General features: G+C 64.8%; 12 protein-coding genes. 9 read left to right on the top strand and 3 right to left on the bottom strand.

Annotation, left to right across the window (positions count from 1 at the left end; genetic code table 11):
- Positions 1-338 precede the first annotated feature (338 nt).
- The 3 genes from ACFQU0_RS04205 (at position 339) to ACFQU0_RS04195 (ending at position 3,277) form a co-directional block, all read left to right on the top strand.
- Positions 339-1,265: a hypothetical protein gene (locus ACFQU0_RS04205; RefSeq protein WP_382198868.1), complete on the top strand. Its 927-nt coding sequence runs from the start codon at positions 339-341 to the stop codon at positions 1,263-1,265.
- Positions 1,262-1,753: an adenylyltransferase/cytidyltransferase family protein gene (locus ACFQU0_RS04200; RefSeq protein WP_382198867.1), complete on the top strand. Its 492-nt coding sequence runs from the start codon at positions 1,262-1,264 to the stop codon at positions 1,751-1,753. Before ACFQU0_RS04205 ends, ACFQU0_RS04200 begins: the two co-directional genes overlap by 4 nt.
- An 834-nt stretch (positions 1,754-2,587) precedes the next feature.
- On the top strand, positions 2,588-3,277 hold the full coding sequence (locus ACFQU0_RS04195; protein ID WP_382198866.1) for a hypothetical protein: 690 nt from the start codon (positions 2,588-2,590) through the stop codon (positions 3,275-3,277).
- Positions 3,278-3,407: 130 nt separating this feature from the next.
- On the opposite strand, the gene ACFQU0_RS04190 is transcribed toward ACFQU0_RS04195, so the two are convergent.
- Complete coding sequence (locus ACFQU0_RS04190) at positions 3,408-4,313, bottom strand: LysR family transcriptional regulator (RefSeq protein WP_382198865.1); 906 nt, start codon at positions 4,311-4,313, stop codon at positions 3,408-3,410.
- Positions 4,314-4,427: 114 nt separating this feature from the next.
- Between ACFQU0_RS04190 and ACFQU0_RS04185 the strand changes: the two genes are divergently transcribed.
- From ACFQU0_RS04185 to ACFQU0_RS04165, 5 genes are all read left to right on the top strand, one after another.
- A complete protein-coding gene (locus ACFQU0_RS04185; protein WP_382198864.1) occupies positions 4,428-5,828 on the top strand; it encodes an MFS transporter in 1,401 nt (466 codons plus the stop codon).
- Positions 5,829-5,952: 124 nt separating this feature from the next.
- Positions 5,953-6,687, top strand: coding sequence for an ABC transporter ATP-binding protein (locus ACFQU0_RS04180; protein WP_382198863.1), 735 nt, complete (start codon positions 5,953-5,955; stop codon positions 6,685-6,687).
- 4 nt (positions 6,688-6,691) lie between these two features.
- Complete coding sequence (locus ACFQU0_RS04175) at positions 6,692-9,061, top strand: ABC transporter permease (RefSeq protein ID WP_382198862.1); 2,370 nt, start codon at positions 6,692-6,694, stop codon at positions 9,059-9,061.
- Entirely contained in the window at positions 9,058-10,284 is a 1,227-nt protein-coding gene (locus ACFQU0_RS04170) for an efflux RND transporter periplasmic adaptor subunit (protein ID WP_382198861.1), read from the top strand. Before ACFQU0_RS04175 ends, ACFQU0_RS04170 begins: the two co-directional genes overlap by 4 nt.
- Positions 10,281-10,865 carry a flavin reductase family protein gene (locus ACFQU0_RS04165; RefSeq protein ID WP_382198860.1) on the top strand — a complete coding sequence of 195 codons (585 nt, stop codon included), beginning with the start codon at positions 10,281-10,283 and terminating at the stop codon, positions 10,863-10,865. Before ACFQU0_RS04170 ends, ACFQU0_RS04165 begins: the two co-directional genes overlap by 4 nt.
- Here the strand turns inward: ACFQU0_RS04165 and ACFQU0_RS04160 are convergent.
- Complete coding sequence (locus ACFQU0_RS04160; protein ID WP_382198859.1) at positions 10,852-13,116, bottom strand: xanthine dehydrogenase family protein molybdopterin-binding subunit; 2,265 nt, start codon at positions 13,114-13,116, stop codon at positions 10,852-10,854. The genes ACFQU0_RS04165 and ACFQU0_RS04160 overlap by 14 nt on opposite strands.
- Before the next feature lie 13 nt (positions 13,117-13,129).
- The gene (locus ACFQU0_RS04155) at positions 13,130-13,603 is read right to left on the bottom strand and encodes a (2Fe-2S)-binding protein (RefSeq protein WP_382198858.1); all 474 of its coding nucleotides are present in this window, start codon (positions 13,601-13,603) and stop codon (positions 13,130-13,132) included.
- Positions 13,604-13,749: 146 nt separating this feature from the next.
- Here ACFQU0_RS04155 and ACFQU0_RS04150 point away from each other — a divergent pair, with 146 nt between their 5' ends.
- Entirely contained in the window at positions 13,750-14,712 is a 963-nt protein-coding gene (locus ACFQU0_RS04150) for an AraC family transcriptional regulator (protein ID WP_382198857.1), read from the top strand.
- The last annotated feature ends 65 nt before the right edge of the window (positions 14,713-14,777 follow it).

Raw genomic sequence — 14,777 nt, 5'->3', positions numbered from 1 at the left:
GCCAAGCCGGTTAACAAACACAGGAGGCAGATCGCACCGATCACCCGTACAGCTCCGACAATAGACGAAGATGCCGAAATACCGCAGACGACGCAAAGCGGGCTGCCATTTATCCGCCGGAAAACGAACAGATCGCCACGATTCAGGCCTCTTGATGGGCGAGGCGCCATAGGGTGGGCGCAGTCGGGTTTGTCGATTCCGTTATACCTTGTCGTCGCCGAAGTAAACTGGCGCAGCATGTTGATTTGAAACTACTTATCAGACGGGAGGTCGACTTTGTTTAACGACTGCCATTGTGGGCATCGGGCGTTTTGCCATTTAAATCAAAGTTGGACATCGTGACGAAGATCGTGCAATTTATTCTTGGCTTGGCGCTAGATATCGCACTCAAGCGTCTGACACGCCCCCATACGGTCTACTCGAAGCTGGCGATAACAGCATTGCTCGTCAGTGCAGGTGCCTTTATCACTCCTTTTTGGCAACAAGCTGTTGAAGGTCTCGTCTCGTCCTTTGTAAATCCCGGATGCTCTGACCCACTTCCATCTATCGCATCAGGTTCAATCTTTCTCTTGTTAGCCATTTTATTTGGATCAATTTCTCAAAGACATTCAACACTACAACGGGAATCACTAGTAGACACAAAGTCGATTAGTGCCCCCATCCCAATTGGGCGCGCGAATGTTCATATCTATTGCGGATCAGTATTGGCAATTTCGAACATTGAGGTAGTCGTTACCTCAGAGAATAGGGATTTACATCTTGGAAGCATTAGCGGCACTTCGGTTTCAGGAAGAATTAGACGACTTGCAGCTTCATATAACAGCGACGGAACATTGAGCACCGACCATCTGTTTCATCACATAACCGAATGGAAATCAAGTCAGCCAAATGCGGGGCCGTACAGATTAGGGCAATGCATAGTCTCTCCTCCATTTGATTCCGCATGTCGTGGCATCAAATCCATAGTGCATGCAATCACACTTGAAAAACGTGACTCAGGAATAAATCTCGTCGAGGAATCTGCAAACCGCGAAGTAATCGATCTTGCAATCACACATTGCAACTCACACCAGTATTCTTCATTTTTCATACCAATATTTGGTCTCGGTAGTGGTGGACTATCTCGAGATGAAGCGATCTCAAGAACATTAAATCCTCTCATTGCCAATCTTCGCACAACGGATTACCCTCTCAATGTTTATGTAGGAACCTACCGCCTCTCTGATGCAGCACTTGCTTCCACATTCTTGCTGAGAGCGCTATGATTTCCCCTCTCTCAGAGGATGTTACATCGATCGCAAGTCGGCTAGATGGTCGCAGGACAGAGGTAATAGGCTATACGAGCGGAGTCTTTGACCTTTTTCATGAGGGGCATCTGAACTATCTAACAGCTTGCAAACGATCTGTGGATGTATTGGTCGTAGGTGTAGACACCGATAGCCTAGTTCGAATAAGAAAAGGCAGCCATCGTCCTTACGAAACATGCACCACAAGACTCATTCATGTACAAGAGACAGGCCTTGCAGATGAGCTATTTATCAAAACGATATCTTCGGACGACGTACTTCCAACCATTCGACCACACATATACTTTATTCCAAGCAACCGCCAAATCAGCGCTCTCCGTTTCCAACTTTTAAGAAACTTGTCAGTGCGACTTGGTGTGCTGCCATATACCAGTGGGGTATCTACGACGGCAAGAGCACGGCAAATTGAAATGCCATCCGATAGCAGTCAATTTGGCAATAATTGAGTTGTGCGATGCCCAACCGATCATTCCACCGGCCTCACGCATAAGGTCACGCAAGGCCGGTGAATTCAAACGTTGACCAACTGCTTTCCCGTTTGATGAACGGTCACTCCTGGCCGTATGTGTCCCCTGCCGCCAAGGGTTGCAGCCGCCCCTTAGGGGTTTAGGGGTTTACTCGACTACACGATATGCTGTCCTGCATGGCTGATCTTCAAGTTTTCGAAGTTGTCGTCTATCGCATTAGGTATCCAAACGGAAAGATATACGTGGACCAGGTTCGGACGAACAGCATCAACTACTTTGGTAGCGCGTCCTCAGCTCTTATTGCCGCCGACTTCTCCCCAGAGCAACGGAAGAGCTTCACGATCACCCGAGACATCTTATGGAGTCGAAGGCGGCGACAAGGCCAGAGATCAACAGCATGGAGGTTCACTTCGTCCTGACGCTGCGGGCCAAAGACCCTAAGGTTGGCGACAACCGCTGGCCTGCATTCAATTCACAAACTGGGCGTGTAGATTGAGTGCCTAGGACCGCGCCATTCACCGGTCAGTCAAAAATGGTAGCTCTTGCAGAAAGCTGCGCCTGTAGAAGACCCAGAGCAGCCGGTCGGAACAAAATCATAAGCTATTCACTGAAGATGCACGAAGCCGATATACAGCACCACCTCGCGCGCAAGCTCTAGTGTTTGAAAAGTATATGCTGGCGACACTTACGCATTCACCAGGTTGCGTGTAGTACAGAGGGACGGCGGGTTTTATAGTTGAATTTGGCACTTCAATCGGATACAGTACATCTACCAATAAACTAGGCCGCGATCCAATCGGAGCGATTTTTCCAATGAACACACAAGAGATAGCTGAATTCTTAGACTGGGTTGCGCGAGGAAGTGGAGTAATTGCCATACTGCTAACGGCACTCGGCTTCATGTTCCGCGAGAAGTGGAAACAGCTACTCCAGCGCTCCCTATCTGCTGATCTTGAACGCTTGAAAGCGGAGTTAGCCCGTGACAACGCCGAACATGCGGCCAAACTTTTGCCCCAGTTCGAACAGGTCAAGCACGATTTTCAACAGAAGCTGGAAGCATACAAGGTCGGTTTGATAGCGCAAGCTGAGGCCGCGAAGGCACAAAGTGAGCTACGCAAGACCATCGCCCTACGCTTTTCGGAGGTTGAGTTTGAGAGGCTGATAGCGCTGGAACTACTGCTCGCCCCTATCGGCACAGACATTGCTGCTATCGGCAGCATTGATATGTCCTTCAAAACACATGAACAAGTATCGGATACGCTCGCCAAGATTCGTGCACTTGGTGCCGCTGTTGAGCAAGCAGAAATGTTTTTATCAACCGAGGATCGTAAAGAAATAAATACGTTTAGGGCCACACTTCTGGAGTTCCTCAACGCATATGCTGGGCCTAACAAACCAGTATGCGCACCCGATGACCCATTACGCGAACAGCTAATTGACCAGGCTGCATCAACTCATGGCAAGCTCAAACGTCAGATCAAAGCATTAGGGACCTTTGCATGAGTTACACAATGAAAACGGAAGAGGTTCGATAACACGGACACAGCACAACGATGCTGCAAAGTGCCGCTTACGTAAAACGTTGAGTATCCGCTTCTACTAATTGCCACTGGCTGCTTCTGGCCGGCTCCAGTCATCCCCGCACCCCAGCACAAACCTCCCCCACTACCCCCCTAAACCACCCATGCCCCCCATCCCCCTGAAACCGGGGATGCCAGAACATGGCGATGCTCAATTCGGGCGTCGCAAACGGCAGGGCGAAGGTGTGCAGGCCGCCGCGCAGGTTTTCGGTGTGCCGCTCGGGCACACAGGCCACCACATCGGTGCCACGCGCCAGGGCCAGGGCGGCAACAAAACCGCCGGCAATGGCGGCCACGTTGCGCTCCAGGCCGAGTGAGGCCAAGGCTTCGTCCACCGGGCCGCCCAGCACGCCCCGGCGCGCGGCGATGACGTGGCGGCTGCTGGCAAACACCTCAGGCGTGAGCGCCGCGCCGGCCGTGGCCAGGGGGTGGCTGGGGCGCGCCACGCCCACCCAGCGGTCGCGGAACAGGGCTTGGGTGCGCAGTTCGGGGCCCATGTGGGCGCCCAGCACACCGGTTTCCAGGTCCACGGTGCCGTCGCGCAGGGCGGTGCTGTCTTTGTCGGTTTTCTGAACGAAGCGCAGGCGCACGCCGGGGGCCTCGGCGGCGGCGCGTTCAACCAGGGCGGCGCCGAAGTTCTCGACAAAACCTTCGCTGCAGCGCAGGGTGAAGGTGCGCTGAAGCTCATCGAGCTTGAGGGCTTGCAGCGGGCGCAGCACGGCTTCGGCCTCGTGCACCAGGGGGCCTATGCGTTCGCGCAGGGCCAGGGCGCGGGGCGTGGGCACCAGGCCGCGCCCGGCGCGCACCAGCAGCGGGTCGCCGGTGGTTTGGCGCAGGCGGGCCAGGGCGCGGCTCATGGCCGATGGGCTCAGGCGCAGGCGTTGGGCAGCGCGGGCCACGTTCTGCTCGGTCAGCAGCACGTCCAGCGTGACGAGGAGGTTGAGGTCGGGCATGGTCATGAGTGCACCATACGCTGGTATGGCGTTTGGTGCACTGATTCATTGCACGCCGTGCGTCTTCCGCCATGGGTGCCTCGTTCCTAGCATCGGCTGATCCCCTCAACGGAGCCTTTCATGGACACGACAACCCCCCTTCCCTCCACCCCGGCGCCGCGTGGCGTGCTGGCCGGCCTGGGCCTGGCCATGCTGCTGCCGGCGCTGGGCACCAGCATCGCCAACGTGGCGCTGCCGGCCCTGGCGCGGCAGTTTGCGCTGCCCAGCACCCACGTGCAGTGGGTGGTGATTGCCTACCTGCTCACGCTCACGGCGGCGGTGGTGGCCGCTGGCCGCCTGGGCGATGTGTGGGGCCGGCGCCGTCTGCTGCTGGCCGGGCTGGCGCTGTTTGCCCTGGCCTCACTGGCGGCGGGCGCGGCGCCCGGCCTGGGTTGGCTGATTGCCGCGCGGGTGGCGCAGGGCCTGGGCGCGGCGGTGATGATGGCGCTGACCCTGGCCCTGGTGGGCGAGGTGGTGCCCAAGGCACAGGCCGGCAGCGCCATGGGCCTGCTGGGCACGCTGTCGGCCGTGGGCACGGCGCTGGGCCCCAGCCTGGGCGGGCTGCTGCTGGCCACATGGGGCTGGCAGGCGGTGTTTTGGGTGAACGTGCCGCTGGGCCTGGCGGCGCTGGCCCTGGCCTGGTGGCAGTTGCCGCTTGACCGCGCCACCCCGCCGCGCACCGTGCGCTTCGACCACCTGGGCACCGCCCTGCTGGCACTGAGCCTCACGGCCTACGCCCTGTCCATGACCTTGCAACCGGGCGCCTGGGGCGCGCTCAACACCGGCCTGCTGTTGACGGCGGCGCTGGGCCTGGCCGCCTTTGCCTGGGTGGAAACACGTGCCCCCGCACCGCTGCTGCGCCTGCAAACCTTGCGCCAGCCGGCCGTGGCCACGGGCGTGGCGGTGAATGCGCTCATCACCACGGTGGTGATGGCCACCCTGGTGGTGAGCCCCTTCTACTTGGCCGGTGGCCTGGGGCTGGACGCGGCGCGCATGGGCCTGGTGATGACCACTGGCCCGGCGGTGGCCGCGCTGGCAGGCGCACCCGCTGGAAAACTGGTGGACCGCCTGGGCGCCAGCCGCGTCACCTGGGCGGGCCTGCTGTTAATGCTGGCAGGCACCGCCGCCCTGCCTTGGGCCTCGGCCACCTGGGGCGCGCTGGGCTACGCCGCCACGCTGGCCTTCATCACCGCCGGCTACGCCAGCACCCAGGCGGCCAACAACACCGCCGTGATGGCCAGCGCCCCGGCGGACCAGCGTGGCCTGGTGTCGGGCCTGGTCAACCTCTCGCGCAACCTGGGGCTGATCACCGGGGCATCGGCCATGGGCGCGGTGTACCAGTGGGGCGCCACCGCCACCACGGCAGCCGGTCGGCTGGACGCCCTGGCCGGGCTGCGGCTGGCGTTTGGGGTGGCAACAGGCCTGTTGGTGTTGGCCATGGTGGTGGGCGCCATGGGCATGCGGGTGACGCACCGTGGATAAACACCGCCAAACGCTGATACTGCTGCTGGCGCAGTGGTGGCCAAGCCGCCACATGGGTGCATGACACACCACCTTCTTGACGCGCGTCATCCTTCTGAATAGGCAGCCTGCCCATAATGGTTTGATGCCAACCCCGACGTCCGCCACATGCGTTTTCACTGCCCGTTCTCTGACCAAAACCTATGGTGAGGGCGACACGGCGGTGCTGGCGCTGCGGGGTGTGGACCTGGACATCGTGCGCGGCGAATTTGTGGTGCTGCTGGGCGCCTCGGGCAGCGGCAAGTCCACGCTGCTCAACATTCTGGGCGGGCTGGACACCGCCACCAGCGGCTCGGCCCGGTGGACCCACAACGGCCAGACCCATGAGCTGATTGGCGCAGACGACGCCGAGCTCACCCGCTACCGGCGCGAACACGTGGGCTTTGTGTTCCAGTTCTACAACCTGATCCCCAGCCTGACCGCTGAGGAAAACGTGGCCCTGGTGACCGACCTGGCCGACGACCCCATGGACCCGGCCGACGCGTTGGCGCTGGTGGGTTTGACGCCCCGCAAACACCACTTTGTGTCGCAGCTTTCGGGCGGCGAACAGCAGCGCGTGGCGATTGCCCGCGCCATTGCCAAGCGCCCAGCGGTGTTGTTGTGCGACGAGCCCACCGGCGCGCTCGACTGCGCCACCGGCATCATGGTGCTGCAGGCCATCGAACGGGTGAACCGCGACATGGGCACCACCACCGTGGTCATCACCCACAACGCGCCCATTGCCGACATGGCCGACCGCGTGCTGCGCCTGGCCGATGGCCGCATCGTCGACAGCCACGCCAACGCGCACAGGCAGCCGGCGTCGGCGCTTTCATGGTAGTGCCGTGACCGCGTTGCAAACCAAACTCTGGCGCGATGTCGCCCGCCTGCGGGCGCAGGTCATGACCATCGCGGTGGTGGTGGCCATTGGCGTGGCGGGGTTTGTGGGCATGTTTGCGGTGCACGATTCACTGCAAAGCTCCCGCGACGCGTTCTACCGCGACAACCGCCTGGCCGACCTGTTTGCCGGCGTCAAGCGCGCGCCGGCATCGCTGGGCGCGCGCATCGAAGCCCTGCCCGGTGTGGCCGAGGTCAAGCTGGGTGTGGTGTTCGACGCCCAGGTTGACCTGCCCGGCGTGCTGCAGCCAGTCACCGGGCGCTTCATCGGGCTGGACCTGCCCAGCGTGCATGCCAACCGCCAGGGCCTCAACCGGCTGACCCTTCGCGCCGGCCGCTGGCCCGAGCGCGACGGCCAGATCGAGGCGCTGGTGAGCGACAGGTTTGCTGCAGCGCGCAACCTCCAGCCCGGCGATGTGGTGCACGCCATCCTCAATGGTCGGCTGCAGCGCATCCACCTGGTGGGCACGGCGGTCACGCCCGAGTACGTGTTTGCCTCGCAAGGTGGCGCCCCTGACGACACCAGCTTTGGCATCTGGTGGATAGACAGCCAGCGCATGACCGAGGCCTTTGACATGCAGGGCGCCTTCAACCAGGTGGCGCTGCGCTTGCACGCGGGTGTGCCAGAGCAGGCGGTGCTGAACGCGCTGGACCACCTGCTGGAACCCTACGGCAGCCTGGGCGCCGTTGGCCGCGACCGCCAACTCTCGACCAAGATCGTCACCGACGAACTGGCCCAGCTCCAGGTCATGGGCACGGTGCTCCCGGCCATCTTCCTGGCCGTGGCCATGTTCATCCTCAATGTGGTGCTCAGCCGACAGGTGGCCACCCAGCGCAGCCAGATTGCAGCGCTCAAAGCCCTGGGCTACGGCGACGTCGCCATCGCCTGGCACTACACGCAGCTTGCGCTGCTGATTGCCGGCCTGGGCGTGGCGGTGGGGCTGGCCTTGAGCCAGTTCATTGGTCGCGGCATGCTCAGCCTGTACGACGAGGTGTTCCGCTTCGACCGACTGGCCTATGCCACCGACACCGGGCTGGTGCTGGTATCGGCGCTGGTGGCCGCACTGGCCGCTGCCGCTGGTACCTGGACAGCCATCCACGCGGTGGTGCGGCTGCGCCCTGCGCAGGCCATGTTGCCGCCGGCGCCACCGGCCTACACCGCCACGCTGCTGGAGCGCCTGGGCCTGGGGCGCTTCATGTCCACCGGCGCGCGCATGGTGGTGCGCAACCTGGAGCGCCGACCGCTGCGCGCGGTGTTCACCGTCACCGGCATCGCGTTGGCGGTGGCGCTGCAGATATCGGGGGCCTTCTGGCTCGACGCGATCGCCCACATCGTGGACGTGCAGTTCCGGCAAGTTCAGCAGGGTGACGTGCTGGTCAACTTCCACCGGCCGGTGCCCCTGGACGCGGTGCGAGACCTGCGGCGCCTGCCCGGCGTCATCGACGCCGAAGGCTACCGCACCGAGGCCGTGAAAATCACGCTGCGTGGCACCACCAAAGACACCGCCGTCATGGCACTGCGTGGCGATGCGCGGCTGATGCGCCTGGTGGACGAAAAACGTGGCGCGCTGGCGCTGCCACCCGAAGGGGTGGTGCTTTCGGGCCTGTTGGCCCAGGCGCTGGGCGCGCGTGTGGGCGACCGGGTGCAAATCCGGTTCCGGCTGTGGAGCCAGCGCACGGTGGAGGTGACGGTGGCAGACATCGCCCACACCATGTTTGGCCAGTTGCTCTACATGAACCTGGACACGCTCAACCGCCTGGCAGGTGACGGCAACGGCGTGGCCGACGCCGCCCTGCAAGTGGACCCGCAGGCGATGGACGCTTTCTGGGCTGCGGTGAAGACGGCACCGCTGATCAACTCGGTGTTCGACAAGGCCAGCACACTGACCGAATTCACCCACCGCACCCAGCGCAACATGGGCGTGTTCAGCGGCATCCTCACACTGTTTGCGGTGGCCATGGCAGTGGGCATCATCTACAACGCGGCGCGCATCTCGCTGTCTGAGCGCGCCTGGGAACTGGCCAGCCTGCGCGTGCTGGGCATGACGCGGGCCGAGGTCTCGGTGCTGCTCTTGGCAGAGCTGCTGGCCGAACTGCTGTTGGCCTTGCCTCTGGGCGCGCTGCTGGGCTGGGGCCTGGCATCGCTGATGATGCGGCTGATGGCCAGTGACGCGATCGATTTTCCCGTGGTCATCGAACCCGCCACCTACGCGTCGGCCGCGCTCATCGTGCTGGCCGCCGGCGTGGTGAGTGCCCTGCTGGTGCGCCGCCAGATCGACCGGCTGGACCTGGTTTCCGTCTTGAAAGTGCGTGAATGAACAACAACTCTCACAACGGCGGCGCCAGACGCCGCTGGCTCATCGGTGGCCTGGCCGTGGTGGCCCTGGCCGCGGTGTTATGGGCTGCCTACCGGCCGCGCCCGCTGGTGGTGGAAACCGCCACCGTGGCCGAGGGCCGGTTTGAACAGGTCATCGAGGAAGACGGCCGCCTGCGCCTGCTGCAACGCTACACCGTCACTGCGCCCACGGCGGCGCAGCTGCAGCGCCCCACGCTCAAGGTGGGCGACGTGGTGCGGGCGGGCGACGTGGTGGCGGTGTTGGCGCCTTCTGCCCCGGCCATGATCGACACGCGCACCCGCAGCGTGTTGCAGGAACGTGTGGGCAGCGCCGACGCGGCGTTGGCAGCCGCAGCAGCCAACGCTCGGCGCCTGCAGGCGGCACTGGCCCAAGCCACACTGGAGGCCGAGCGTGCCAGCCAACTGGCCCGAGACAACTTCATTTCGCCCTCTGCCCGTGACCAGGCCCAACTGGGACGCGAGGCCGCACAGCAAGCACTGCGCGCCGGCCAGGCCCAGCAAGCTGCGGCCGCGCATGCCCTGGGCGAGGCCCGGGCTGCCCTGCAGCGCGCGCAGCCCAGCGCCCCCACAGGCCTCGGCCTGTGGTCACTCACCAGCCCTGTCGCCGGCCGAGTGCTCAAACTGCACAAGGAAAACGCCGAACCGGTGACCGTGGGCCAGCCCCTGCTGGACATTGGTGACACGGCCGCGATGGAGGCGGTGGTGGACGTGCTCTCGGGCGACGCGCCGCGCGTCGCACCTGGCGCCGCAGTGCAATTGGCCACCGGCCGCAACCAGCCGCCTCTGGTCGGCCGGGTGGCCCGCATCGAACCACAGGCCTTCACCAAAGTGTCGGCGCTGGGCATTGAGGAGCAGCGCGTCAACGTGGTGGTGGCGCTCGATGCCAACCCGGATGCTTTGCAGCGTCTGGGTGACGGCTTTCGCGTGGACGCGCGAATCACTGTGTCGGCCCAGGACGGGGCGCTGCTGGTGCCCTCGGCCGCGCTGGTGCGCCAGGGCGAAGGCTGGCGCGTTTTTGTGGTGGAAGGCGGCACGGCACGCGCCCGTGTGGTGCGCTTCAAAGACCGCCACGCCGACAGCGCCTGGGTGCAAGACGGCATCCAGTCGGGAGACACGGTCGTCTTGTACCCCGGCAACACCCTGACCGACGGGCAGCGCGTGCGCGTGCGAGGCCAAACACCATGACCCACTTTGCCCCCGTTGCCCTGCCCCACGCCAACCGCCTCATCAACCACGGCCCCACGGTGCTGATCACCAGCATCTACGGGGGCCGGCGCAATGTGATGGCGGCGGCCTGGTCCATGCCGGTGGAGTTTTCGCCGCCGCGTGTGGCCGTGGTGATCGACAAAAGCACCTTCACCCGCGAACTGATGACCGCCCACGGCGGCTTTGGCCTGTGTGTGCCGGCCACGGCAGCCATTGACCTGACTTACGGGGTGGGCAGTTGCTCAGGCCGCGAGGTGGACAAGTTCGCGCAGTGGGGGATTGAGGCCACGCCCGGCCCGGTGCTGGGCGTGCCGCTGATCGAGGCCAACTGCCTGGCCTGGATGGAGTGCCGGCTGATCCGCGAGCCCCACACCGAGGACGCCTACGACACCTGTTTTGCCGAGGTGGTGAGCGCCGCCGCCGACCGCCGCGTGTTTGTCAACGGGCACTGGATGCTGAACGACAACAACGCCGCGCTGCGCAGCATCCACCACCTGGGGGGCGGGCTGTTTGCGCGCGCGGGCGAAGGCATTCAGGCGCAGCCTCTCAAGCCAGCTTGAAAGGCAGCTCGCGCAGCGGCTTGCCGGTGAGGCGGCTCACGGCATTGGCAAACGCTGGCGCCAGCGGCGGCAGGCCGGGTTCGCCCATGCCGGTGGGGGGTTCGGCGCTGGGCACGGTGTGCACGCTGATGGCCGGCATGTCGGTGATGCGGGCCACGGTGTAGTCGCCAAAGTTTTGCTGCTCAACCACGCCGTCCTTCAAGGTGATGGCCGCGCCGGGCAGGCACATGCCCAGCCCCATGAGTGCGGCGCCCTGCACCTGCGCCTCCACCGTGCGGGGGTTGACCACCAGGTTGCAGTGCACCCCGGCCGTGACCTGGTGCAGCACCGGCTGGCCGTCCTTCACCGAGGCCTCGACCACATAGGCCACCACCGACTCGAAGGACTCGTGCACCGCCACACCCCAGGCGCGGCCGGCAGGCAGCGTTATTTTGCCGTAGCCGCTCTGGTCCACCGCCAGTTGCAGCGCGGCGCGGTGGCGTGGATGCGCGTTGCCGAACAGCTTCATGCGGTAGGCCACGGGGTCTTGGTTGGTCTCGCGGGCGATCTGGTCGATCAGCGTTTCCATGACAAACGCCGTGTGTGTGCTGCCCACACTGCGCCACCACAACACCGGCACATTCACCTTGGGGTGGTGCACCGTGAGCCGCATGGGCAGCGGGTACGGGGCGCGCATGCCTTCCACGGCGGTGATGTCGATGCCGTTCTTCACCATCATGCCCTCGAAGGGCGAGCCGGCGAGGATGGACTGGCCCACGATGACGTGGTCCCATGCGAGCACTTGGCCGCTGGCGTCAAAACCCACCTGCGCGCGGTGCAGGTGCATGGGGCGGTAGTAGCCGCCTTTGATGTCATCCTCGCGGCTCCACAGCGTGCGGATGGGCGCACGCACACCGGCAGCCTGCGCGGCCTTGGCGACGGTGCAGGCCTCGACCAGGTAGTCGCTGGTGGGAATGGCGCGGCGGCCAAAGCCCCCACCGGCCGATTGCACCAGCACCTTCACCTGCTCGGGCTTGAGGCCCAGCGTGCGGGCGGCGGCCATGCCGTCCAGCCCCGCCATTTGTGAGCCCACCCACAGCGTGGCGCCCTGCTCGCTCAGCTCCACGGTGCAGTTCAGCGGCTCCATGGGCGCGTGCGCCAGGTAAGGGAAAACGAACTCGGCTTCGATCTTTTTGGGCGCGTTGGCCAAGGGCGCCATGTCGGCGTCGAAGTGTTTGGCGCCGGGCTGGCCGGCCAGTGCGCGGTACTGCGCCAGCTGGGCCACGCTGTCCACCTTCTCCACCGCGCTGCTGTCCCATTCCAGCTTGAGCGCATCGCGCGCGGTCTTGGCGGGCCAGTACCCGTCGGCCACGATGGCCACGCCCTCGGCGCCACGGTCCAGCGGCACACGCAGCACCGCCTTCACACCTTTGACCGCGCGGGCCGCCGTGTCGTCCACCGACTTCAGCTTGGCGCCAAACACCGGCGGGCGCGCGATGACGGCCGTGAGCTGGCCGGGGCGGCGCACGTCGATGCCGAAGTCTTGCTGGCCGCTGCTCTTGGCGGCGGCGTCCAGCCGCGTGGTGGGCTGGCCGATGAGGCGGAACTGCTTGGGGTCTTTGAGGGTGACGGTGGCGGGCACGGGCAAGGCCATGGCGGCATCGGCCAATTCGCCGTAGCCAGCCCGGCGGCCACCGGGGCCGATCACGGTGCCGGCCTCGGTGCGCAGGCTGGCGGCATCCACCCCCCAGCGCGTTGCGGCGGCCAGCACCAGCATGGCGCGGGCGCGGGCGCCCAGTTCGCGGTACTGGGTGAAGCTGTTCTTGATGGAGTTGGAGCCGCCGGTGAGGTGCATGCCAAACAGCGGGTCGGCGTAAGCCATGTCGTTGGTGCCCAACTGGCTGCGCACCTTGGTCCAGTCGGCGTCCAGCTCCTCGGCCAGCACCATGGGCAGCGCGGTCTGCACGCCCTGGCCAAATTCGAGGCGGTTGACGGTGACGGTGACGGTGCCGTCGGCGGCGATGGCCACAAAGGCGCCGGGCAGTTGGGTGGGCTTGAGCGCGGCGGGCGCGGCAGCCGCACCCTGCGCGTGCGAGAGCAGCGGGAACACCCCGAGCGCAAAGCCGCTGGCGGCGCCGAGCTTGAGGAAGCTGCGGCGCGGCAGCGCGGCCACGGTTTCGTTGCCGGCTTCGGGGGCCTGCTCACGCGCCAGCAGTTGCTGCAGGGCGCGCGGAAGTTCGTGTGCGTGGTCGGTGATGGCGTGGCTGAACATGGGGTGGTCTCCTTCAGGCCAGGGTGCGAGCGGCGTCGGCCACGGCGGCCCGGATGCGGGCATAGGTGCCACAGCGGCAGACGTTGCCGGCCATGGCGCCGTCGATGTCGGCGGCACTGGGTTGTGTGCCCTTGGGCAGCGATTTGAGGAAGGCGGTGGCGCTCATGATCTGGCCACTCTGGCAGTAGCCACACTGGGCCACGTCGTGTTTCACCCAGGCATCGCGCACGGCCTTGCCCACGCGGTCGTCGCCGCCGGTGACGGCTTCGATGGTGGTGATCTGCCGGCCTTCCACGCTGCCGATGGGCGTGACGCAGGAGCGGGTGGCCTGGCCGTCCACGTGCACGGTACAGGCGCCACACAGGGCCGCGCCGCAGCCGAACTTGGTGCCGGTCAGGCCGAGCGAGTCGCGCAGGGCCCAGAGGATGGGCGTGGAGGGATCGACGTCCAGCCGCTGGGCGCGGCCATTGACTTGCAAGGTGGTCATGGTTTCTCCTGAGGTTTTTGTGGCACCGTGATGGGGCCGAAGTGTCCCGTCAAACGGCCAGCGGCGCTAGCCAAAACATGCGCCATGCTTGCCCAATCCTGCGCGCGCACCACACAAACAGGCAAGCCCGGCTACCATGCGGCCCCATGCCACCCAGCGCCCAGGCCATGCCCGATCCTTCCGCCCCCGACGCCCTGCGCGACACCCGCACCTCGCTGGCGCGGCGCATTCTGGAGCGCGTGGAAGTGGGTGATGGCGCCCCCCTGCAGCCGCCCGAGATGCCCGGGCTGATGATGATCCGGCTGGACCAGCCCATCCTGAACACCTGCAGCGTCTACGAACCGTGTGTGGCCTTGATCGTGCAAGGGGGCAAGCGTGTGCTGCTGGGCGACGAGACGCTCACCTACGGCGAAGACCGCTACCTGATCGCGTCGATGGACCTGCCGGTCAAAACCGCCGTGATGCAGGCCAGCCCCGAGCGACCGTACCTGGGCGTGGCACTGCGGCTGGACTGGCGCGAAATTGCCTCGTTGATGCTGGAGATGCCGCCCGCCGCGCCACGCAAGGTGGAGCCCGACAGCCGCGCCATGACCACGGGTGCGGTGACGGCACCGCTGCTGCAGGCCTTCGACCGCCTGCTGGCCCTGCTGGACCAGCCCGACCACATCGCGGTGCTGGCGCCGCTCATACGGCGCGAGATCCACTACCGGCTGCTGGCGGGCGAGGCCGGCGCGCGGCTGCGCCAGATCGCCACGGTGGACACGCAAAGCCACCAGGTGGCCCGCGCCATCGCACAACTCAATGCGCGTTTTGCCGAACCGCTGCGCATCGAGGCGCTGGCGCGCGATTCGAGCATGAGCCTGTCCACCTTCCACCACCATTTCAAAGCCCTCACGGCCATGAGCCCGCTGCAATACCAGAAGCAATTGCGCCTGGCCGAAGCGCGCCGGCTGATGCTGTCGGAGCGGGTGGACGCATCGACCGCCGCCTTCCGCGTGGGCTATGAAAGCCCCTCGCAGTTCAGCCGCGAATACCGGCGCCTGTTTGGTGCGCCGCCATCCAAGGACATCGCCGGCATACGCCTGGCGCCGGCCCCGGCGCGGGTGTGAGCGCGCTACAGTGGGGCACCAGGCGCACCCGCAGCGGCGCCGCAGCCACACCCCACCAGAGGAGA

The organism is Hydrogenophaga defluvii (genome assembly GCF_042665235.1).
In the GTDB taxonomy this organism is placed as follows: domain Bacteria; phylum Pseudomonadota; class Gammaproteobacteria; order Burkholderiales; family Burkholderiaceae_C; genus Hydrogenophaga; species Hydrogenophaga defluvii_A.
This window is presented reverse-complemented; position numbering and strand designations above follow the sequence as displayed.

Coding starts and splice junctions, on each gene's coding strand:
- ACFQU0_RS04180 (WP_382198863.1), top strand. CDS start 5,953: ATGCCAACCCCGACGTCCGCCACATGCGTTTTCACTGCCCGTTCTCTG.
- ACFQU0_RS04195 (WP_382198866.1), top strand. CDS start 2,588: ATGAACACACAAGAGATAGCTGAATTCTTAGACTGGGTTGCGCGAGGA.
- ACFQU0_RS04155 (WP_382198858.1), bottom strand. CDS start 13,603: ATGACCACCTTGCAAGTCAATGGCCGCGCCCAGCGGCTGGACGTCGAT.
- ACFQU0_RS04160 (WP_382198859.1), bottom strand. CDS start 13,116: ATGTTCAGCCACGCCATCACCGACCACGCACACGAACTTCCGCGCGCC.
- ACFQU0_RS04165 (WP_382198860.1), top strand. CDS start 10,281: ATGACCCACTTTGCCCCCGTTGCCCTGCCCCACGCCAACCGCCTCATC.
- ACFQU0_RS04170 (WP_382198861.1), top strand. CDS start 9,058: ATGAACAACAACTCTCACAACGGCGGCGCCAGACGCCGCTGGCTCATC.
- ACFQU0_RS04150 (WP_382198857.1), top strand. CDS start 13,750: ATGCCACCCAGCGCCCAGGCCATGCCCGATCCTTCCGCCCCCGACGCC.
- ACFQU0_RS04190 (WP_382198865.1), bottom strand. CDS start 4,313: ATGACCATGCCCGACCTCAACCTCCTCGTCACGCTGGACGTGCTGCTG.
- ACFQU0_RS04185 (WP_382198864.1), top strand. CDS start 4,428: ATGGACACGACAACCCCCCTTCCCTCCACCCCGGCGCCGCGTGGCGTG.
- ACFQU0_RS04200 (WP_382198867.1), top strand. CDS start 1,262: ATGATTTCCCCTCTCTCAGAGGATGTTACATCGATCGCAAGTCGGCTA.